Origin of the sequence: Pantoea sp. Ap-967, from assembly GCF_011752565.1 — a bacterium.
Taxonomy (GTDB): Bacteria; Pseudomonadota; Gammaproteobacteria; order Pseudomonadales; family Pseudomonadaceae; genus Aquipseudomonas.
The window spans coordinates 24,299-46,346 of sequence record NZ_VWXK01000043.1; the positions used below are offsets into that span (position 1 = coordinate 24,299).

A 22,048-nucleotide genomic window follows, 5' to 3' on the forward strand; every position below is an offset into this window, starting at 1 on the left:
ACGCGGTCGTCGGCACGGTGACGCATTGTATCGGAAAGCCGAGCAGCATGCTCGGCCTTACCGTCGCTCACGCGGCCTCCACCTGCACCGGCACGCCATTGAGCGCAGCGTTGCCGGAAACCTGATCGCGCAGGCATTCATCGGTGAGGTCATTGGCGCTGACTCCGGCCTGCCCCTGGGCCACCTGCAGTTGCACACCCTGGCGGCCATGGCCGAAACCATGGGGCAGGCTGACCACGCCGGGCATCATCTCGTCACTGGCCAGCACTTCCACTTCCAGGCTGCCGGTGCGCGAACGAATGCGTACCCGCTGGCCATCCTGGAGCTGGCGCTGCTGCAGGTCCTGGGGGTGCATCAGCAGTTGGTGGCGCGGCTTGCCTTTGACCAGCCGATGAAAGTTGTGCATCCACGAATTGTTGCTGCGTACGTGGCGCCGGCCAATCAGCAACAGCTCGCCGGGTATGGGCAGCGCCTGGCGTGCCAGGCGCTGCAGGTCGTCGAGCAGTACCGCAGGCGCGGCCTCGACCGCCTGGCTGGGGGTAGCCAGGCGCGCGCCCAGGTTCGCCCGCAATGGCCCCAGGTCAAGGCCGTGGGGGTGTTCGTCCAGCGCCTGCAGCGACAGCTTCCAGGCCGACGCCTCGCCATAGCGCCCCTTGCGCAAGGCCAGGTCGATCATCTGTGCCGGCGGCCAGGTGGGCTTGAGTTCCAGCTCGGCACGCCGGGCAAAGGCCTGGGCCAGGCCGACGAAGATCTCCCAGTCATGCAGGGCGCCCTCCGGCTTGGCCAGAATCGCCCGGTTGAAGCGCGTGACGTTGCGCACCGCCAGCAGGTTGAAGGTGCTGTCGTAGTGATCGTTCTCCAGCGCCGAGGTGGACGGCAGGATCAGGTCGGCGTGGCGGGTAGTCTCGTTGATGTAGAGGTCGATGCTGAGCATGAACGCCAGCCCCTCCAGTGCCTCGTCCAGCTGGCGGCCATTGGGCGTGGACAGCACCGGGTTGCCGGCCACGGTCACCAGGGCGCGCACCTGGCCCTCACCTGGGGTCAGCATCTCTTCGGCCAGGGCCGCCACCGGCAGCTCGCCGCCGTATTCAGGCAAGCCCGATACGCGGCTCTGCCAGGCATTGAAGTGGCCGCCCGAGGTGGTTGCCACCAGGTCCACGGCAGGCTCGGTGCACAATGCACCGCCTTCGCGGTCGAGGTTGCCGGTCACCAGGTTAAGCAGTTGCACCAGCCAATGGCAGAGGCTGCCGAAGGCCTGGGTGGACACCCCCATGCGGCCGTAGCAGACGGCCTTGTCGGCAGCGGCGAAGTCGCGCGCCAACTGGCGGATTACCGCGGCTGGAATGGCGCAGTGTGCGCTCATGGCCTCGGCGCTGAACGGGGCGATGGCTTCACGCACCTGTTGCAGCCCATTCACCGGCAAATGCGAACCGCGGGCCAGGCCTTCGTCGAACAGGGTGTTGAGCAGGCCACACAGCAAGGCGGCGTCGCCACCGGGGCGAATGAACAGGTGGGTGTCGGCCATGGCTGCCGTTTCGCTGCGCCGGGGGTCGACCACCACCAACCGCCCGCCGCGCCCACGCAGGGCCTTCAGGCGCTTTTCCACATCCGGCACGGTCATGATGCTGCCATTGGAGGCCAGTGGGTTGCCGCCGAGAATCAGCATGAAGCCGGTGTGGTCGATGTCTGGAATCGGCAGCAGCAGGCCATGGCCATACATCAGGTGGCTGGTCAGGTGCTGGGGCAACTGGTCGACCGAGGTGGCGGAAAACCGGTTGCGGGTCTTGAGCAGGCCGAGGAAGTAATTGCTGTGGGTCATCAACCCATAGTTGTGTACGCTGGGGTTGCCTTGGTACACCGCCACGGCATTGCGCCCATGGGCCTGCTGGATGGCCCACAGTTTGTCGGCGGCCAGCTCGAAGGCTTCTTCCCAGCCGATGGGCAGCCACTGCTCGCCTACCCGGCGATGGGGCTGGCGCAGGCGATCCGGGTCGTTCTGGATGTCCTGCAGGGCCACGGCCTTGGGGCAGATATGGCCACGGCTGAACGGGTCCTGGGCGTCGCCCTTGATCGAACTGATCAGCGCCCGCCCGTCGTCTTCATGGCTGACTTCGATGTTCAGGCCACAGATGGCTTCGCACAGGTGACAGGCACGGTGGTGCAGGGTCTTGGTCATGGCCGCCTCTAACCTTGCCGATAAAGGGAATGCTCGAGCACCGACTATGCGCCGGCCGCTCAGCCCCGGCCAGCGTGCTTCGTGGCGTGAATCGCGCGACATCAGGCGCACGATTCAGCACAGGCATTTGCCAAATTGCCAGCAAGCCGTGTACAACCGTCTGTAGCAAATAAAAAACAGCACTGGCCCCTGGGGGACGACACCCTTTGCAACATCCTTTGCTCAAGGCCGCTGTTTCCCCTCTTGGTTTCAGGCGACATTTAATTATAGTATTGCGCCTTTCCCCATTTCGTCCGCCCCGTGCGGCTTACGCCGCAGGTCACTCCCGTTGTCAAAAAAAACCATACGGTCGACCTGCATACCGTTGCAGATAAGGTAGTCAATCATGAGCGCTAGGCACTTTCTCTCCCTGCTGGATTTCACCACCGACGAATTGCTCGGTGTGATCCGCCGAGGCATCGAGCTGAAGGACCTGCGCAAGCGCGGCGTACTGTTCGAGCCGCTGAAGAACCGCGTGCTGGGGATGATCTTCGAGAAGTCCTCCACCCGTACCCGCGTGTCGTTCGAAGCCGGCATGATCCAGCTCGGCGGCCAGGCCATCTTCCTGTCGCCGCGCGACACCCAGCTGGGCCGTGGCGAGCCGATCGGCGACAGCGCCATCGTGCTGTCGAGCATGCTCGACGTGGTGATGATCCGTACCCACGCCCACAGCACCCTCACCGAATTCGCCGCCAAGTCGCGGGTCCCGGTGATCAATGCCCTGTCCGACGAGTCGCACCCGTGCCAGCTGCTGGCCGACATGCAGACCTTCCTCGAACACCGCGGCCCGATCCAGGGCAAGACCGTGGCCTGGATCGGCGATGGCTTCAACATGTGCAACTCCTACATCGAGGCTGCCCGGCAGTTCGACTTCCAGCTGCGCATCGCCTGCCCGGAGGGTTACGAGCCCGACCCACGCTTCATGGCCCTGGGTGGCGACCGCGTGCAGATCATCCGCGACCCACAGGAAGCCGTGCGCGGTGCGCACCTGGTGACCACCGATGTCTGGACTTCCATGGGCCAGGAAGAGGAAACTGCACGGCGCCTGGCGCATTTTGCGCCTTACCAGGTCACCCGCGCACTGCTCGACCTGGCGGCACCCGACGCCCTGTTCATGCACTGCCTGCCCGCCCACCGTGGCGAGGAAATCAGCCATGACCTGCTCGACGACCCTCGTTCGGTCGCCTGGGACCAGGCTGAAAACCGCTTGCATGCACAGAAGGCCCTTCTCGAATTCCTTGTCGAACCGGCTTACCACCACGCATGAGTCAACCCCTACTGCTCAACCTGCGCAACCTCGCCTGCGGCTATGGCGACCAGCGCATCGTCCAGAACCTCAACCTGCACCTGAACGCAGGCGACATCGGTTGCCTGCTGGGTTCCTCCGGTTGCGGCAAAACCACCACCCTGCGCGCCATCGCCGGCTTCGAGCCGGTGCACGAAGGTGAGATCCAGCTGGCCGGCGAGGTCATTTCCCGCGCCGGCTTCACCCTGGCGCCGGAAAAACGCCGAATCGGCATGGTGTTCCAGGATTACGCCCTGTTCCCGCACCTGACCGTGGCGCAGAACATCGCCTTCGGCATCGCCAAGCACCCGCGCCAGGCGCAGGTGATCGAGGAAATGCTCGAACTGGTCAAGCTCACGGGCCTGGGCGGGCGTTACCCGCACGAGCTGTCCGGTGGCCAGCAACAGCGCGTGGCCCTGGCCCGGGCGCTGGCGCCGGAGCCGCAACTGCTGCTGCTCGACGAGCCGTTCTCCAACCTGGATGTGGAACTGCGCCGGCGCCTGAGCCACGAGGTGCGCGACATCCTCAAGAGCCGTGGCACCAGCGCGATCCTGGTCACCCATGACCAGGAAGAGGCATTTGCCGTCAGCGACCACGTTGGGGTGTTCAAGGAAGGCCGACTGGAGCAGTGGGACACGCCCTATAACCTCTACCACGAGCCGCAAACGCCGTTCGTTGCCAGCTTCATCGGCCAGGGCTACTTCATCCGTGGCCAGATGAGCAGCCATGAGGCGGTCAACACCGAGCTTGGCGAGCTGCGTGGCAACCGCGCCTACACCCTGGCCCCAGGCAGCGCAGTGGACGTGCTGCTGCGCCCCGACGACATCGTGCCGGCACCGGGCAGCGCGCTGCAGGCGAACATTGTTGGCAAGAGCTTCCTGGGGGCTTCGACGCTGTACCGCCTGCAATTGCCCACCGGCAGCCAGCTGGAAGCGATTTTCCCGAGCCATGTCGACCATCAGCTGGGTGAGGATGTGGGGATCGCGGTGAAGGCCGACCACCTGGTGCTGTTCCCGGTGCCGGGCAGTGTCGCAGCACAGTTGCCGCGCCAGGAAAGTGGGGTTCGCCGGTACAGTTCGGCGACCTGATCGCTACTTGGTTGGGGCCACTTTGCGGCCCATCGCGACCTTTGGTCGCTCCTACCGGAATGCGTTTTTCCTGGTAGGAGCGACCAGAGGTCGCGATGGGCTGCAACGCAGCCCCAACCACCTCAGCCGCGACCGATCCCGGCAAATTTACCCTGGGTATGCTCGGCCAACACCGCCGCCGCCAATTCCACCTCCAGCCCCCGCCGCCCGGCACTGACATGGATGGTTGCAAACTGCTGCGCCGAATCATCGATAAAGGTACGCAGGCGCTTCTTCTGCCCCAACGGGCTGATCCCCCCAACCAGATACCCCGTGGCCCGCTGCGCCGCCGCCGGGTCGGCCATCTCGCACTTCTTCACCCCCGCCGCATGGGCCAAGGCCTTGAGGTCGAGGGTGCCCACCACCGGTACCACCGCCACCAACAACTCACCTTTCTCGCTGCTCGCAAGCAAAGTCTTGAACACCTGCTGCGGATCGAGCCCGAGCTTTTCCGCCGCTTCCAAACCATACGACGCCGATTTCGGGTCATGTTCGTAACTGTGCACGCGGTGTTCGGCACGGGCTTTTTTCAACAGGTCGAGGGCGGGGGTCATGCAGTGCTCCGGTCTGGGACAGGTCGGCGGCTACTTTAGGGCAATTCCTACAACACAGCCAGCATAGGGCTGACGCGCCCCTCTACCACGGGCATCACCCCGGAAAAACAGCGTCCAAAACGTGACTGGCCGTTCACTTTCGACCTTTGACATAAGCGTTTCTTGTCTATATTTTTTCGTTTCTGAATAAATGGTGCCCTTTTAAGGTGCATTTCTTACATCCGCCCGTGGTCAATGGGGATCGACCACAGGCTTTGCTGTCGAGCGCCTAGCGCCTCACAACAAAAACAACGAGGTCATACATGACGACTGCTCAACGCGAACCCACACTGTCCAGCCAGTGCCTGGCCGAATTCCTCGGCACCGCGCTGCTGATCTTCTTCGGCACCGGCTGCGTCGCCGCCCTGAAGGTGGCAGGCGCCAGCTTCGGCCTGTGGGAAATCAGCATCATCTGGGGGGTCGGCGTGAGCATGGCGATCTACCTCACCGCCGGCATCTCCGGCGCGCACCTGAACCCGGCGGTGAGCATCGCCCTCACCCTGTTCGCCGGCTTCGACAAGCGCAAGCTGCCGTTCTATGCCGTGGCCCAGGTGTTCGGCGCATTCTGCGGCGCGGCGCTGGTCTACACCCTCTACAGCAGCCTGTTCTTCGATTTCGAACAAGCCCACAGCATGCTGCGCGGCAGCGCCGACAGCCTGGAGCTGGCGTCGGTGTTCTCCACCTACCCCCATCCATCGCTCTCCACCGGCCAGGCATTTCTGGTCGAAGTCGTCATTACCGCCATCTTGATGGGCGTGATCATGGCCCTGACCGACGACAACAACGGCCTGCCGCGCGGCGCCATGGCGCCGCTGCTGATCGGCTTGCTGATTGCCGTGATCGGCAGCGCCATGGGCCCGCTGACCGGCTTTGCGATGAACCCGGCCCGGGATTTCGGGCCCAAACTGATGACCTTCCTGGCCGGCTGGGGCGAAATCGCCTTCACTGGCGGCCGGGATATTCCGTATTTCCTGGTGCCGGTGTTCGCACCGATCCTCGGCGCTTGCCTGGGCGCGGCGACCTATCGCGGCCTGATTGCCCGCAACCTGCCAGCAGCGCCAGGCGCGGCCCCAGAGACAAACGACAATCGCCAGGGCGATACTCAAGCCCACTGATGCTGGCGCCCTGACCTCCTCTTTTATGCAAGGCCTACGACCATGACAGACACCCAGGATAAGAACTACATCATTGCCCTGGACCAGGGCACCACCAGCTCGCGCGCGATCATCTTCGACCGCGATGCCAACGTGGTGGGTACGTCCCAGCGTGAATTCGCCCAACACTACCCGCAGGCCGGCTGGGTCGAACACGACCCGATGGAAATCTTCGCCACCCAGAGCGCTACCATGGTCGAGGCCCTGGCCCAGGCGGGCATCAGCCATGCCCAGGTGGCGGCGCTGGGCATCACCAATCAGCGCGAAACCACCGTGGTGTGGGACAAGGAAACCGGCCGCCCGGTGTACAACGCCATCGTCTGGCAGTGCCGCCGCAGCACCGAGATCTGTGCCCAGCTCAAGCGCGATGGCCATGAAGACTACATTCGCGAAACCACAGGCCTGGTCACCGACCCGTACTTCTCCGGCACCAAGCTCAAGTGGATCCTCGACAACGTCGAGGGCGCCCGCGAACGCGCCGAGCGCGGCGAGCTGCTGTTCGGCACCGTCGACACCTGGTTGATCTGGAAATTCTCCGGCGGCAAGGTGCACGTCACCGACTACACCAACGCCTCGCGCACGCTGATGTTCAACATCCACAGCCTGCAGTGGGACGACAAGCTGCTGGAAATCCTCGGCATCCCACGGCAGATGCTGCCTGAAGTGCGCCCGTCCTCAGAGGTGTACGGCCACACCAAGAGCGGCATCGCCATCGCCGGTATCGCCGGCGACCAGCAATCGGCGCTGTTCGGCCAGATGTGCGTGGAGCCAGGCCAGGCCAAGAACACCTATGGCACCGGCTGCTTCCTGCTGATGAACACCGGCGAGCAAGCGGTGAAGTCGTCCCACGGCCTGCTCACCACCATCGCCTGCGGCCCGCGTGGCGAGGTGGCTTATGCCCTGGAAGGCGCGGTGTTCAATGGCGGCTCCACCGTGCAATGGCTGCGTGACGAGCTGAAAATCGTCAATGACGCGCTGGACACCGAGTACTTCGCCAGCAAGGTCAAGGACAGCAACGGCGTGTACCTGGTGCCAGCCTTCACCGGCCTCGGCGCCCCCTACTGGGACCCTTATGCCCGTGGCGCGCTGTTTGGCCTGACCCGTGGCGTGAAGGTGGACCACATCATCCGTGCAGCCCTGGAGTCGATCGCCTTCCAGACCCGCGATGTGCTCGACGCCATGCAGCAGGACTGTGGCCAGCGCCTGTCGGAGCTGCGCGTGGACGGTGGCGCGGTGGCCAACAACTTCCTCATGCAGTTCCAGGCCGACATTCTCGGCACCTGCGTGGAGCGCCCGAAAATGCGTGAAACCACTGCCTTGGGCGCGGCTTACCTCGCAGGCCTGGCCTGTGGTTTCTGGAGCGGCCTGGAAGAGTTGCGCGACAAGGCGATCATCGAGCGTGAATTCAGCCCGCAGCTGGACGAGGCGCAGAAAGAGAAGCTGTATGCCGGCTGGAAAAAAGCCGTCGAGCGCACCCGTGACTGGGAAGATCACGACGCTTGAGCCAGCATCGGTTGTAGGAGCGGGCTTGACCCGCGAAGCAAGCGACGCGGTGCATGGCACCGGCTGCGCCGGTGTTCGCGGGGCAAGCCCGCTCCTACACAACCCCGATGGTCCACTGGCCGTAGGGCCTGTCCTACGGCATCATTGCAGCATTTGTCCGGCAGCCCCAAAGGACCGCCCATGAATCTGCCCCCACGCCAACAACAAATCCTCGAACTGGTCCGCGACCGCGGCTATGTCAGTATCGAGGAAATGGCGCAGCTGTTCGTCGTCACCCCGCAAACCATCCGACGCGACATCAACCAGCTCGCCGAGCTCAACCTGCTGCGCCGCTACCACGGTGGCGCCGCCTACGATTCGAGCGTCGAGAACACCGCCTATGCCATGCGCGCCGACCAGATGCGTGACGAGAAGCAGCGCATCGCCGAAGCCGTGGCCCGGCAGATTCCCGACCATGCCTCGCTGTTCATCAACATCGGCACCACCACCGAATCGATTGCCCGGGCGCTGCTCAACCACAGCCATCTCAAGGTGATTACCAACAACCTGCACGTGGCCGCGATCCTTGCCGCCAAGGATGATTTCGAAGTGCTGGTTGCCGGTGGCACGGTGCGCCGTGACGGCGGTGTGGTGGGCCAGGCCAGCGTCGACTTCATCAACCAGTTCAAGGTGGACTTCGCCCTGGTGGGCATCAGTGGTATCGATGAGGACGGCAGCCTGCTCGATTTCGATTACCAGGAAGTGCGGGTGTCCCAGGCGATCATCGCCAATGCACGGCAAGTGGTACTGGCTGCCGACTCCAGCAAGTTCGGGCGCAATGCCATGGTGCGGCTGGGGTCGATCAGCTTGGTGGATTGTTTGGTGACCGACCAGGCGCCTGCACCGGGGCTGACGCAGTTGTTGAACCAGAACAAGATTCGGCTTGAGGTGGTTTGAGGGTCTAGGAGGTGCGGCATTGGCCTTGTAGCGCCTGGGAGATCGAGCGCCGCCCGCGCGGCGCATCGCGAGCTGCGCTCGCTCCTACGTTTGTTTCGGGCCAGTATCGCTTGCGCCATCGCGCGCGACCGCCTTGTTTGTTCGCCTTGGATGCGCCACTCGGTTAAAACCGTTCACACAATTTTCGTAAATGTTCACTTTCCTGTCATCCAATCCGTTTTTTCTATAGAAACTGACTGGCGACCGGCTTTCTGTTGCGCTAGTATTTTCGCAAACGAACATCAATGTTCACTTTCGCTGCGAACAGCCCCAGGAGGCCTTGCCCGTGTCCCAGCCCGTTTCGTCCCAGCCCAGCCCCGCCGACTGCTATGACCTCGCCGTGATCGGCGGTGGCATCAATGGCGTGGGCATCGCTGCCGACGCCGCCGGGCGCGGCCTGAAAGTGTTCCTTTGCGAAAAGGACGACCTGGCCCAGCACACCTCCTCGGCCAGCAGCAAATTGATCCACGGCGGCCTGCGCTACCTGGAGCACTACGAGTTCCGCCTGGTGCGCGAAGCCCTGGCGGAACGCGAAGTGTTGCTGGCCAAGGCCCCGCACATCGTCAAGCCAATGCGTTTCGTGCTGCCGCACCGCCCGCACCTGCGCCCGGCCTGGATGATCCGCGCCGGCCTGTTCCTCTACGACCACCTGGGCAAGCGCAAGCGCCTGGGCGCCTCGCGCAGCCTGCGCTTCGGCCCAGGCTACCCGCTCAAGCCAGCCATCACCCGTGGCTTCGAATACGCCGACTGCGCCGTGGACGATGCCCGCCTGGTAGTGCTCAACGCCATGGCCGCCCGTGAACACGGCGCGCACATTCACACCCGCACCCGCTGCCTGCGCGCCGAGCGCGTCGATGGCCTGTGGCAGGTCGAGCTGCAACAGGCCGACGGCAGCCTGCAGACCATTCGTGCCCGTGCCCTGGTCAACGCCGCAGGCCCGTGGGTGGCCAGCTTCATCAAGGACGACCTCAAGCTCGATGCGCCCTACGGCATCCGCCTGATCCAGGGCAGCCACCTGATCGTGCCGCGCCTGTATGAAGGCGAACATGCCTACATCCTGCAGAACGAAGACCAACGTATCGTCTTCTGCATCCCGTACCTGGAACGCTTCACCCTGATCGGCACCACCGACCGCGAATACAGCGGCGACCCGGCCCAGGTAGCAATCACCGAACAGGAAACCGACTACCTGCTCGAGGTGGTCAACGGGCACTTCAAACACCAGCTTGAGCGTGGCGACATCCTGCACACCTACTCGGGCGTTCGCCCGCTGTGCAACGATGAGTCGGACAACCCATCGGCCGTCACCCGCGACTACACCCTGGCGTTGTCGGCCGCTGAGCAGCAGGCGCCGCTGTTGTCGGTGTTCGGCGGCAAGCTGACCACCTACCGCAAGCTGGCCGAGTCGGCCATGGCCGAGCTCAAGCCACACTTCCCGCAGATGAAAGGCAGCTGGACCGCCACTGCACCGCTGCCGGGCGGCGAGAACATGCAGTCGGCGCAGGTGCTGGTAGAACAACTGCTGGCCCGTTGCAGCTGGCTGGCAGCCGACATCGCCAAGCGCTGGGCAACCACCTACGGTGAGCGTGTGTGGCGCCTGCTGGAGGGTGTAAACGGCCCGGAAGGCCTTGGCCAGCCGATTGGCGCCGGGCTGTTCGGCCGTGAGGTGGACTACCTGTGCAGCGAGGAATGGGCCCGCAGTGCCGACGACATTCTCTGGCGCCGCACCAAGCTTGGCCTGTTCACCAGCGCCGCCGAACGCCAGGCGCTGGATGACTACCTCAAGCAGCAACCCCAGGTGCGTGCCGCCTGAGCCAAACCGCGCCCCCGCCCTGGCGGGGGCACCGATCGATCACGGGTTGAGACGCTGGTAGACCTCCCTGGCCAGGGTCTGGATCAGCCGGCGTTCCGCCGCCTCGTACTCATGCATGAGACCGATGCTGCGCCGGTTGAACAGCCATTCGTCGATTTCGCCACGCTTGAGCTCCGCTTCACTTTCCTCCAGCAGTTTCTGAACGCGCTCGGTTTCAGCGCTGAACCGGTCGGCGTAACGCTCGCGGGCATGGGCCTCCCAGAAGGGCCGCTGGGCCAGGGACTCGACAATCGCCTCGGGCGTTTCCGCGCTTAGCACTTGCTCCCGTGCGTTGATCAGGTCACGTGTGCTGACGTGGGCGAACTCCTCGTAATGCATCGAATCCAGCTCGATTGGCAACTCCAGCGCCGCCGCCAGTTTCAGGCGATAGAACAGCTGCACTTCGATTTCATCGATGTGCGGGCTGTTTGCCGCCTGCATGCGCTGGATATGCAGCGCGGCCTGATGGTCGACTTCGTCCAGGCGAAACAGCGCGCGCGCCAGTTCCAGCAGTTTCTCCTCCATCCGCGCCGGCACCAGATTGGCGGTATACTTCTCGACCAGCACGCCCAACTCCAACTGGCCAAGAATCAGCAACAGGCGGTCCTCGCAGGTGCGCGGCCCCGCCATCTGCAAGAACAGCCGCTCACGCAAGCTGGTGTGCTCGGCGCACAGCTCCAGCACCCGCCACACTCGGGCCCGGTAGTGGCCAGGGTGCTGCTGGAAATCTTCGGAATCGACGAAATCAGCCAGGAACACGAACAGCGCCGATGCACCGTGCTCCCGGCGCAGCGCACGCCACAGTTTTCGACGCTCTTCGCGCATCACCCCGGCGTCCTCGCCCAGCCATCGTTCGAGCAAGGCTTCATTCACCCGCTGGTGGCGGTGGCTGGCACTGCCACGGGCGCGTGGTTGCACCCCACCGGCCGCTTCATCCAACAACTGCTCGCTGGCAGCGTCCAGCGGGTTGTCGTGCAGCGACAGCTGGTCGACCCGGCTGCGCAGGTCGTCCAGGCTCATGCGAATCCGGCTGATATTGTTCTCGCGCAGGTCCATTTGCGCCCGCCACACGGTACTCTCCGGCACCGCATCGAGGGCAGCACCATTGAGCCGGAGGGTGCGCAGGTTACGCAGGTTGCGCAGGTCTGGCGCATAGCCGAGCGGGTTCATCGACAGGTCGAGCACCTGCAGGCGCGCCAGGCTGGCCAGGCGCCGCTGGCTCGCTGCGTCCATGACGATCTGGTTGCTGCCCAGGTGCAACTGGCGCAGGTAGCGCAACTGCTCGACACCACGGGGCACGGCGCTCAGCTGGTTGCCCCGCAGGTCGAGCTCGACCAGCATGTCGAAGCGCAGGATGAAGTCCTCGTCCAGCTCGGCCAGGTCCATGTTGCTCAAGGTCAGGCGCTGGATATGGCTGTAGCGCACGGCGCGTGGAAGGCGCGGCAGGGAACCGACCGGCTCGCCATCGATGACCAGCACGAATTCATCGGCATAGTTCGAAATCTTGCGCCGCCAGGCGCGCCGAATCTGGGTGGCCACGCGTCGCCGCCGCAGGCTGTCGCGCACGCCGCTGGCCTGGCTCTGCCAGGTGTTCAGGGCGTGACGCAGACGCGTCAGTTGGGTCTGGACATGGCCATAGTGGTCCCACAGGCTTTCGCCATGCTCCAGCACATCCAGCAGATAGGCCTCCATCTGGTCTTCGGTGAGCAACGGGTAGATGCGCTGGAACCCCCGCCTGATCGAGCGCTGGCTACCGCCGCCGCGCCCGCTCAGCAGGAAGCCCACACGCCCGTCACCCAACCGGCTCGGAGGGCGCAGGCCGGCACCGATGGGTGGCATGCCCAGGATGCCCGCCACCTGCTCGCGGTCCCTGCTTGCCGCCGCGAGCAATTGCCCTGCCAGGCCTTCGGCGGTGAGTGAACTCGCACTGCCCAAGCGCGCTTGCTGTTCATCGTCCAATGTGGCGAGCAATACCTGCAGCAACCCTTGCGCGGGCCCTTGGGCGCCGTCGAGCTGGTAACCCTGGGCAACACGCAGCACATGCTCGACATCCTCGGCGGCCTCCTGGCCCATCGATGCGATCAGCCGGCCGCCCGCATGCCCCTCGCGCAATTCCAACCGTCGGCTGGGCGCCGGGGGCGCCAGCGCCTGAAGAACACCAAACGCCAGGCATTCGCTGTCTTCACTGGCCGCCCTGGCCAGGCGCAGCCCTGCACAGGCACGGTCCAGGCGATACTCGCGCACATGCCAACGGGCGCGTTCGGCCATGGCCAACGGCACCCGTTGCGCCTGTACCAGGCTGTCGAGTTCGGCGCTGCTGGCCTGGCTGAACACTTCCTGCAGGCCACGGGTGGTCAGCCCTGGAAAGTCGCGCTTGAGCAGCGCCTCATCGCCGGTGGCTTCGGTCTGGCGATCGTTAAAGCGTTGCTCCAGGGCCTGGCCGTGCTCCAACGGGTGCAGCTCGTGCAGCTGGTAGTGCTCCAAGGCGTCGTAGACCCGCGCCGGAAGCTTTTCGCCCGCCAGGTGCAGGTGGCGCAGGCGGTCGGCGTCGAAACCGGTCATCTGCATCAGCTCGGTGGCCATTTCATCGCCCACGCCTTCAAGGCGGCTGCTGAAACCACGCAGCAGCTGGCCATCCTCAGCCCAGTGCTGCGGTTCTACCCACTCTGCCGCGCCAGCGGTGCCCAAGCGGATGCGGCCATCGGCCGAGGCGATCGGCACCAGCTCGTCGACGAACGCGACACGTTGCAACTGGTTGCGCACCACATTGCCGCCCTTGGCCGCCAGCACACCGATGGCGACGTTTTCGGCGACGTTGAACAAGTGATCGAGTGCGGCCTGGCGGTCGCCGATCGCCCAGGCGGTGTAGCCCTCATAGACCTCGGCGGCCATCTGCACGGCGGCAACCGCCAGCATGACTTCGCCCAGCACCGGCACGAACAAACTGGCCAGGTTGAGCAGTTCCAGGCCCAGTGACGTGTAGCCATCCAGGCGCCCCCGCCTTTGCTGTTCATCTTCGTCACCGGTAGGCACCACGAGCACCCGGGCATCATCGATCATCTTGTCCAGTTGCTGGCTGGCCAGGTGAACCCACAGGTTCCCGTCGATCGGTAGGTGCCGGCCATCGAGTTGCGCCACGCTGTCACCGGCCGCGTCGAGCTGTGCCTTCAGCGCAGCAGCGAAGCCCGCCCGGTCACGCTCACTGATGAAGCGGGCGAAGTAGCGGCGATACGGCTGTTCACGCAAGCGCTCGGCCAAGCGGTCGTACAACGCCTGCCAGGAGGCATGCCGCGTGACCGTCTGTCCCGGCAAGTAGGCGATCACCGATTGCACGGGGCCGCCAACCGCTGCACGCACCTCGACAGCAACCACCCCACGTATGCACTTGCCCAGCAGGTACAGCTGGCGTGGCGTGACCACGCCCGGTGCCGGGGCAACGATGGGTTTGGCGGAAATCAGCGGCAACAGCTGCAAATAGCCTTGCTCGTCCAGCTCACCCTTGAGCGCAGCCATGCGCACCGCCACGTCCATGTGCGCCTGCAGGGCCTCTTCGAACCCGCGCTGAACCTGTTCGCTACGGGCAGGGTCTGCCGCTGGGCGCAAGAGGCCCGTGAGGTGCACCTGGTAGCGGCCACCGACATCCAGCGCCCGGCACAGCCCGGCGAAGCGTTCGAAGCCCAGCGCCAGGCGATTGCCGCTGGCGTCCTGCAACTGCGCTTTGCGCAGGATCGACGGCCGCGTCTCGCCGATATGAAAGTTGTGCAGCGTTGCAGCCAGCAGGCTCTGGCGCGACACATGGGTGTAGCGCGGCCTGGGCAACTGTGGCGCGGCCGTGGGCAGCTCCAGTTCCTGCTCGATACGCACCCACACGCGGCGGCTGTCGAGCTGGCCCAGGCCGGCATTGTGCAGCAAGGTTTCAAGCAGTGGCGTGGCGAAGGCTTGCGGCGTAGCAATGGCTGCCAACACGGGGGCCAGGCGCCCGCTAGCGGTTTCCTGCCGCCGCAGGGCACGGCGCAAGGCGTTCAGGCGGTCGACAGGTGCCTGGCTCAACCAGGCAGGCAGATGGCTGGCCAGCAGCTCATCGATGGATCCGGGTGTCATCGCAGGGGGGGTAGTAACAGGCATGCTCACGGCCTCGGAAAAAGGCCTTGCAGTACACCCCCTCTTCGCGCCCCACGGGCTGTACATGAATGCCACAGCCCGCCACACCCGGCCATTCGGATAGCCGAACATTTTTTGGCTATTCATTCGGAAAGCCGGACGAAGAAATTCGGTAATAAGAAGTAAGAAAACCTTAATCCCCAGCATTTTCACGGCGTTATGATCAATGCCAGAGCTTGGCACGACTCATGCTCTACACTTGGTAGCCGAATGCACTCGCTTCTTGCTGTATTCGTTGAACGAAAGAGTCCGCCAACGGCTCCATAAAAAAAACAAACACGTCGAGGAAAATTTGATGCGTATCGTTCGTCATCTGTTGGGCGCCACTATCGCTGCGGCGATCATCGCTTCGCCAGCCATGGCCGAAGACCTGACCGGCACCCTGAAGAAAATCAAGGATTCGGGCACCATCACCCTGGGTCACCGCGACTCGTCCATTCCATTTTCCTACCTGGCCGGCGGTCAAACGCCCGTAGGCTACTCCCACGACATCCAGCTGGCCGTGGTCGACGCCCTGAAGAAGCAACTGGGCACCGACATCAAGGTCAAGTACAACCTCGTCACCTCCCAGACCCGCATCCCGCTGGTGCAGAACGGCACCGTGGACCTGGAGTGCGGCTCCACCACCAACAACGTCGAGCGCCAGCAGCAGGTTGACTTCTCGGTCGGCATCTTCGAAGTGGGCACCCGCCTGCTGACCAAGGTCAAGGACGGCCAACCGTCCTACAAAGACTTCCCTGACCTGGCCGGCAAGAACGTCGTGACCACCGCCGGCACCACTTCCGAGCGCCTGCTCAAGGCCATGAACGCCGACAAGCAGATGAAGATGAACGTGATTTCCGCCAAGGACCACGGTGAAGCCTTCAACATGCTCGAAACCGGCCGCGCCGTGGCCTTCATGATGGACGACGCCCTGCTCGCCGGCGAAATGGCCAAGGCCAAGAAGCCAAGCGACTGGGTCATCACCGGCACCCCACAGTCGTACGAAATCTACGGCTGCATGGTGCGCAAGGATGACCCGGCGTTCAAGAAAGCGGTCGATGACGCCATCGTTGCCTACTTCAAGTCGGGCGAAGTCAACAAGAGCTACGACAAGTGGTTCACCCAGCCGATCCCACCGAAACAGCTGAACCTGAACTTCAAGATGAGCGACGAGTTGAAGAAACTGATCGCCGAGCCAACCGACAAGGCTGCGGACGAGAAGAAGTCCTGACCTTCAGATAGTGGCCTGGTGCTCAACAGCACGAATCAATTCTGCAGGCCACTCATTAGTGTCTAACCTTTCATCCGAGGGCGGTTGCCGCCCTCGGATGCTCGAAGGTGCCCGTGAAACAACCGTCTGAGGGGAAATCCCGATGAATTACAACTGGGACTGGGGCGTGTTCTTCAAGTCCACCGGCGTGGGCAGCGAGACGTATCTGGACTGGTACATCACCGGTCTGGGCTGGACCATCGCCATCGCCATCTCCGCTTGGGTCATCGCACTGCTGCTGGGGTCGGTCCTCGGCGTCATGCGCACCGTGCCCAACCGCCTGGTAGCGGGCATCGCCACCGCTTACGTGGAGCTGTTCCGCAACGTGCCGCTGCTGGTGCAGCTGTTCATCTGGTACTTCCTGGTGCCCGACCTGCTGCCCGAAGGCCTGCAGGAATGGTTCAAGCAGGACCTCAACCCGACCACCTCGGCGCTGATCAGCGTGGTCATCTGCCTGGGCCTGTTCACCGCCGCACGGGTGTGCGAGCAGGTGCGCACCGGTATCCAGGCGCTGCCCCGCGGCCAGGAAGCCGCCGCCCGCGCCATGGGCTTCAGCCTGCCGCAGATCTACAACAACGTACTGCTGCCGCAGGCCTACCGGATCATCATTCCGCCGCTTACCTCAGAGTTCCTGAACGTGTTCAAGAACTCCTCGGTGGCCTCGCTGATCGGCCTGATGGAACTGCTCGCGCAGACCAAGCAGACCGCCGAGTTCTCGGCCAACCTGTTCGAGGCCTTCACCCTGGCCACGCTGATCTACTTCACCCTGAACATGGGCCTGATGCTGCTGATGCGCATGGTCGAGAAGAAAGTCGCCGTGCCTGGCCTGATCTCCGTGGGGGGCAAGTAAATGGACATGGATTTCACTGAAATCATCCCGGCCCTGCCAGCCCTGTGGGACGGCATGGTCATGACCCTGCAGCTGATGGTGATGGGGGTGGTCGGCGGCATCGTGCTGGGCACGATCCTGGCGCTGATGCGCCTGTCGTCGAGCAAGCTGCTCTCGCGGGTGGCCGGTGCCTACGTCAACTACTTCCGTTCGATTCCGCTGCTGCTGGTGATTACCTGGTTCTACCTGGCGGTGCCGTTCGTGCTGCGCTGGATCACCGGCGAGGACACCCCGGTGGGTGCCTTCACCTCCTGCGTGGTGGCGTTCATGATGTTCGAGGCCGCCTACTTCTGCGAAATCGTGCGCGCGGGCGTGCAGTCGATTTCCAAGGGCCAGATGGGCGCCGCCCAGGCCCTGGGCATGAACTATGGCCAAACCATGCGCCTGATCATCCTGCCCCAGGCATTTCGCAAGATGACCCCGCTGCTGCTGCAACAGAGCATCATCCTGTTCCAGGACACCTCGCTGGTGTATACCGTGGGCCTGGTGGACTTTCTCAATTCGGCACGTGCCAACGGCGACATCATCGGGCGCTCCCATGAGTTCCTGATCTTCGCCGGGGCCGTGTACTTCGTTATCAGCTTCTCCGCTTCGTGGCTGGTCAAGCGCCTGCAAAAAAGGATCACCGTATGATTTCCATCAAGAACGTCAACAAGTGGTACGGGGACTTCCAGGTGCTGACCGACTGCAGCACCGAAGTGAAGAAAGGTGAAGTGGTGGTGGTGTGCGGCCCGTCGGGCTCGGGCAAATCCACCCTGATCAAGTGCGTCAACGCCCTGGAGCCGTTCCAGAAAGGCGACATCGTGGTCGACGGCACCTCGATCGCCGACCCGAAAACCAACCTGCCCAAGCTGCGCTCGCGGGTGGGCATGGTGTTCCAGCACTTCGAGCTGTTCCCGCACCTGAGCATCACCGAGAACCTGACCATCGCCCAGCGCAAGGTGCTTGGCCGCAGCGAGGCGGAAGCGACCAAGAAGGGCCTGGCCCTGCTCGACCGCGTAGGCCTTGGCGCCCACGCCAAGAAGCACCCCGGCCAACTGTCCGGTGGCCAGCAGCAGCGCGTGGCCATCGCCCGCGCCCTGTCGATGGACCCGATCGTCATGCTGTTCGACGAACCGACTTCGGCGCTGGACCCGGAAATGGTCAACGAAGTGCTGGACGTGATGGTGGAGCTGGCCCACGAAGGCATGACCATGATGTGCGTGACCCACGAAATGGGCTTCGCCCGCAAAGTGGCCAACCGCGTGATCTTCATGGACAAGGGCAACATCATCGAGGACTGCCAGAAGGAAGACTTCTTCGGCAACCCCGGTGGCCGTCACGAACGCACCCAGCATTTCCTCAGCAAGATCCTGCAACACTGATTCGGCAACAACGGCACCGCTGCAGGGCTTGGCCCGGCAGCGGATGCTGGCCGTGACAAGGCCACTGTGATGAAATGCGACCCTTCGCTTCTTCTCCCTGCCAAGCCCGCCGTGAAATCCCGCCTGATCCGCCAATTGCTGCTACCGCCCCTGATCATCCTGTTAATGGTCGGCCTGGGGCTGGTCGGTTTTCTGATCAGCGAGAGCAACGGCATCCGCACCCTCAGCGAGAGCGGCGAGCGTGCGCTGGAGTTGCACGCGCGTACCGTGGAAAGCGAAATCAGCAAGTACACCTACCTGCCAAGCCTGCTGGAACTCGAAGACAGCGTCTCGCAGCTGCTGACCGATCCTGACGGTGCCAACCGCCAGGCCGTCAACGAATACCTCGAAGGCCTGAACCGCCGCAGCCGCAGCCGGGCGATTTTCGTGCTCGACACCAATGGCCGGGTGCAGGCCTCCAGCAACTGGCGCGATGCCGACTCGTTCCTCGGTGAAGACCTGTCGTTCCGGGCCTATTTCCAGAACGCCGTGCGCGGCGAACCGGGGCGCTTCTACGGCATTGGCAGCACCACCGGCGAGGCTGGCTACTACCTGGCCCACGGCCTGGAGGAACACGGCAAGATCATTGGCGTGGCGGTGATCAAGGTGCGCCTGGACACCCTCGAAGAGCGCTGGCAGCGGGCCCGCCTGGAAGCCTTCGTCAGCGACGAGAACGGCATCATCATCCTCTCCAGCGACCCGGCCCGGCGCCTGAAATCGGTGCGCCCGCTGACGCCGCAGATCAAGGAGCGCCTGGCACGCAGCCTGCAATATTACTGGTGGCCGCTGAACGAGCTGCAGCCACTGGCCCGGGAAACCCTGGCCGATGGCGTGGAAAAACTGACCTTCCCGGCCAACAGCGAAACGGCCCAGGGCAAGCCCCATGAGGTGGCCTACCTGGCGCAAACCCGGCGCCTGGCCGACACGCCCTGGCACTTCACCCTGCTCACGCCACTGCAGGACCTGCGCCGCGAGTCCATGGTGCAGGGCATCCTGGTGGGGGTGGCCTTCGCCCTGCTGGCGATCCTCGGCATTGCCTGGAACGAGCGGCGCAAGGTGATCGCCACCCGCCTGGCCGCCCGTGAAGCGCTGGAAGAAGCCAACAGCCAGCTGGAGCGGCGTATCACCGAGCGCACCGCCGACCTGCGCGCCAGCAACGAACGGCTCAAGGGCCAGATTCGCGAGCGCCGCCACGCCGAAGAAACCCTGCGCCGCGCCCAGGACGAACTGGTGCAGGCCGGCAAGCTGGCCGCCATCGGGCAGATGTCCACCAGCATCGCCCACGAGCTCAACCAGCCCCTGGCGGCGCTGCGCACGTTGTCTGGCAACACCGTGCGCTTCCTCGAACGCGGCGCGCTGGAAACCGCCAGCACCAACCTGCGCACCATGAACGACCTGATCGACCGCATGGGGCGTATCACCGCCAGCCTGCGTTCGTTCGCCCGGCGTGGTGACGACAGCGGCCAGGCTTCGCTGGCCAAGGCAGTGGAGGCCAGCCTGCAGGTGCTGGGCAACCGCATCAGCGCTTGCCACCTGCAGCTGCACAGCCAATTCGACGACCAGCCACTGGCCATCGACCAGACCCGCCTGGAACAGATTTTGGTCAACCTGATCGGCAACGCCCTCGACGCCATGGCCACCCAGCCGCTGCCCGAGCTGTGGCTCGAAGGCGAGCTGCAAGGCGACAAGTACCGCCTGCGTGTACGCGACAACGGCCATGGCATCGACGCCGAAACCCGCAAGCACCTGTTCGAACCTTTCTTCACCACCAAACCGGGCGAACATGGCCTGGGCCTGGGGCTGACCCTTTCAGCGAGCCTTGCGGCCGCTGCCAAGGGCAGCCTGAACGTCGAGCACCCCGCCAGTGGCGGCACTGCCTTCGTCCTCGCCCTGCCCCTGGTCAAGCCCCCCAGCGAATCGGCAGAGCAACCATGAACCAAGCGCCTCTTACCGTCCTGATCGTCGAAGACGACCCGCATGTGCTGCTCGGCTGCCAACAGGCACTGGCCCTGGAAGACATTGCCTGCGAGGGGGTCGGCAGCGCCGAACAGGCCCTTGAACGCATTGGCGACGATTTCGCCGGCATCGTCGTCAGCGATATCCGCCTGCCCGGCATCGACGGCCTGGAACTGCTCAACCGCCTCAAGGCCCGCGACCGCAGCCTGCCGGTGGTGCTGATCACCGGCCACGGCGATATCGACATGGCCGTGGGTGCCATGCGCAACGGCGCCTACGACTTCATGGAAAAACCCTTCTCGCCCGAGCGCCTGGTCGACGTGGTGCGCCGCGCCCTGGAGCAGCGCGGGTTGTCGCGTGAAGTGGTGGCGCTGCGCCGGCAACTGGCCGAGCAGAACAGCCTGGAAGGCCGCATCATTGGCCGCTCGGCGGCCATGGAGCAGCTGCGCGAGCTGATCGTCAACGTCGCCGATACCTCGGCCAACGTGCTGATCGAAGGTGAAACCGGCACCGGCAAGGAACTGGTCGCGCGCTGCCTGCACGATTTCAGCCGGCGCCAGGGCCGGCCCTTCGTCGCCCTGAACTGCGGTGGCCTGCCGGAAAACCTGTTCGAAAGCGAGATTTTTGGCCACGAAGCCAACGCCTTCACCGGGGCCGGCAAGCGCCGTATCGGCAAGATCGAGCACGCCAATGGCGGCACGCTGTTCCTCGATGAGGTAGAAAGCATGCCGCTCAACCTGCAGATCAAGCTGCTGCGCGTGCTGCAGGAGCGCACCTTGGAACGCCTGGGCTCGAACCAGAGCATCCCGGTGGACTGCCGGGTGATTGCGGCCACCAAGTCCGACCTCGACGCGCTGGGCCAGGCCGGGCAATTTCGCAGCGACCTGTATTACCGGCTGAACGTGGTGACCCTGGAGCTGCCGCCGCTGCGCGAGCGCCGGGAAGATATCCTGCAACTGTTCGAGCATTTTCTGCAGCAGTCGGCGCTGCGCTTCGACCGCGAGGCGCCGACGCTGGACAGCCAGACCCTGTCACGCCTGATGGCCCACGACTGGCCGGGCAACGTGCGTGAGTTGCGCAACGTGGCCGAGCGTTATGCCCTGGGGTTGCCGGCGTTCAAGAAAGGGCCGGCCAGCGGTGCCAGCCAGGGGGTGGGGTTTGCCGAGGCAGTGGAAGCGTTCGAGCGCAACCTGCTCAGCGATGCCTTGCAGCGCACCGGTGGCAACCTGAGCCAGGCCAGCCAGGAGCTGGGCATGGCCAAGACCACCTTGTTCGACAAGGTCAAGAAGTACGGGCTCGGCTAAGCACCAACGTCCCCTGCCTGGTAGGAGCGAGCAAAGCTCGCGAGGCGATCTGGCAGGTGCAACAGCGTTCAAGGGATCGACCCGGCCTTGAGACCGCATCGCGAGCTGCGCTCGCTCCTACCAAGGAGCGATGTCACCGGTAGGAGCGAGCAAAGCTCGCGATGCGATCTGGCAGGTGCAACAGGGTTCAAGGGGTCGACCCGGCCTTGAGACCGCATCGCGAGCTGCGCTCGCTCCTACCAAGGAGCGATGTTGATCTGGTCAAGTAATTTTGGACACCGATTAAGGTTTATGCCGCCGCTTTGAGCTTTTCCTCCATGGCTACCGGTGTTTCATAGCCGTTGTAGCTGTGGAGGCGCTTGAGGTTGTAGCGCATCAG

15 protein-coding genes are annotated in these 22,048 nt (G+C 64.1%); 12 read left to right on the forward strand and 3 right to left on the reverse strand.

Annotated elements, in window-relative coordinates; all coding sequences use genetic code 11:
* Window positions 1-67: 67 nt before the first annotated feature.
* Complete coding sequence (locus tag F3J45_RS27495; protein ID WP_167070431.1) at window positions 68-2,176, reverse strand: molybdopterin-dependent oxidoreductase; 2,109 nt, start codon at window positions 2,174-2,176, stop codon at window positions 68-70.
* Window positions 2,177-2,561: 385 nt separating this feature from the next.
* Between F3J45_RS27495 and argF the strand changes: the two genes are divergently transcribed.
* Entirely contained in the window at window positions 2,562-3,482 is a 921-nt protein-coding gene (gene argF, locus F3J45_RS27500; protein WP_167070433.1) for an ornithine carbamoyltransferase, read from the forward strand.
* Window positions 3,479-4,588, forward strand: a complete 1,110-nt coding sequence (locus tag F3J45_RS27505; RefSeq protein ID WP_167070434.1) for an ABC transporter ATP-binding protein — start codon at window positions 3,479-3,481, stop codon at window positions 4,586-4,588. The genes argF and F3J45_RS27505 overlap by 4 nt, the downstream gene beginning before the upstream one ends.
* Window positions 4,589-4,710: 122 nt before the next feature.
* Here F3J45_RS27505 and ybaK read toward each other — a convergent pair whose 3' ends face one another.
* Window positions 4,711-5,181 carry a Cys-tRNA(Pro) deacylase gene (gene ybaK, locus F3J45_RS27510; RefSeq protein ID WP_167070436.1) on the reverse strand — a complete coding sequence of 157 codons (471 nt, stop codon included), beginning with the start codon at window positions 5,179-5,181 and terminating at the stop codon, window positions 4,711-4,713.
* A 302-nt stretch (window positions 5,182-5,483) separates the two neighbouring features.
* Between ybaK and F3J45_RS27515 the strand changes: the two genes are divergently transcribed.
* From F3J45_RS27515 to glpD, 4 genes are all read left to right on the forward strand, one after another.
* Complete coding sequence (locus tag F3J45_RS27515) at window positions 5,484-6,335, forward strand: MIP/aquaporin family protein (protein ID WP_167070438.1); 852 nt, start codon at window positions 5,484-5,486, stop codon at window positions 6,333-6,335.
* A gap of 42 nt (window positions 6,336-6,377) precedes the next feature.
* Window positions 6,378-7,877 (forward strand): glycerol kinase GlpK, encoded by a 1,500-nt coding sequence (gene glpK / locus F3J45_RS27520; RefSeq protein WP_167070440.1) that lies wholly within the window; start codon window positions 6,378-6,380, stop codon window positions 7,875-7,877.
* Between the two features lie 180 nt (window positions 7,878-8,057).
* On the forward strand, window positions 8,058-8,813 hold the full coding sequence (gene glpR / locus F3J45_RS27525) for a DNA-binding transcriptional repressor GlpR (RefSeq protein ID WP_167070442.1): 756 nt from the start codon (window positions 8,058-8,060) through the stop codon (window positions 8,811-8,813).
* Window positions 8,814-9,138: 325 nt separating this feature from the next.
* Window positions 9,139-10,665, forward strand: coding sequence for a glycerol-3-phosphate dehydrogenase (gene glpD / locus F3J45_RS27530; RefSeq protein ID WP_167070444.1), 1,527 nt, complete (start codon window positions 9,139-9,141; stop codon window positions 10,663-10,665).
* A 39-nt stretch (window positions 10,666-10,704) separates the two neighbouring features.
* Here glpD and F3J45_RS27535 read toward each other — a convergent pair whose 3' ends face one another.
* Window positions 10,705-14,829: an NEL-type E3 ubiquitin ligase domain-containing protein gene (locus F3J45_RS27535; RefSeq protein ID WP_167070446.1), complete on the reverse strand. Its 4,125-nt coding sequence runs from the start codon at window positions 14,827-14,829 to the stop codon at window positions 10,705-10,707.
* A 331-nt stretch (window positions 14,830-15,160) separates the two neighbouring features.
* On the opposite strand from F3J45_RS27535, the gene F3J45_RS27540 reads away from it, so the two are divergent.
* The 6 genes from F3J45_RS27540 (at window position 15,161) to F3J45_RS27565 (ending at window position 21,669) form a co-directional block, all read left to right on the forward strand.
* A complete protein-coding gene (locus tag F3J45_RS27540; protein ID WP_167070448.1) occupies window positions 15,161-16,078 on the forward strand; it encodes a glutamate/aspartate ABC transporter substrate-binding protein in 918 nt (305 codons plus the stop codon).
* 142 nt (window positions 16,079-16,220) lie between these two features.
* Window positions 16,221-16,967 carry an amino acid ABC transporter permease gene (locus F3J45_RS27545; protein ID WP_167070450.1) on the forward strand — a complete coding sequence of 249 codons (747 nt, stop codon included), beginning with the start codon at window positions 16,221-16,223 and terminating at the stop codon, window positions 16,965-16,967.
* Window positions 16,968-17,639, forward strand: coding sequence for an amino acid ABC transporter permease (locus tag F3J45_RS27550; protein ID WP_167070452.1), 672 nt, complete (start codon window positions 16,968-16,970; stop codon window positions 17,637-17,639).
* Complete coding sequence (locus F3J45_RS27555) at window positions 17,636-18,370, forward strand: amino acid ABC transporter ATP-binding protein (protein ID WP_167070454.1); 735 nt, start codon at window positions 17,636-17,638, stop codon at window positions 18,368-18,370. Before F3J45_RS27550 ends, F3J45_RS27555 begins: the two co-directional genes overlap by 4 nt.
* A gap of 111 nt (window positions 18,371-18,481) precedes the next feature.
* Window positions 18,482-20,344: an ATP-binding protein gene (locus tag F3J45_RS27560; protein ID WP_205299706.1), complete on the forward strand. Its 1,863-nt coding sequence runs from the start codon at window positions 18,482-18,484 to the stop codon at window positions 20,342-20,344.
* Window positions 20,341-21,669 carry a sigma-54 dependent transcriptional regulator gene (locus tag F3J45_RS27565; protein ID WP_167070459.1) on the forward strand — a complete coding sequence of 443 codons (1,329 nt, stop codon included), beginning with the start codon at window positions 20,341-20,343 and terminating at the stop codon, window positions 21,667-21,669. The genes F3J45_RS27560 and F3J45_RS27565 overlap by 4 nt, the downstream gene beginning before the upstream one ends.
* The last annotated feature ends 379 nt before the right edge of the window (window positions 21,670-22,048 follow it).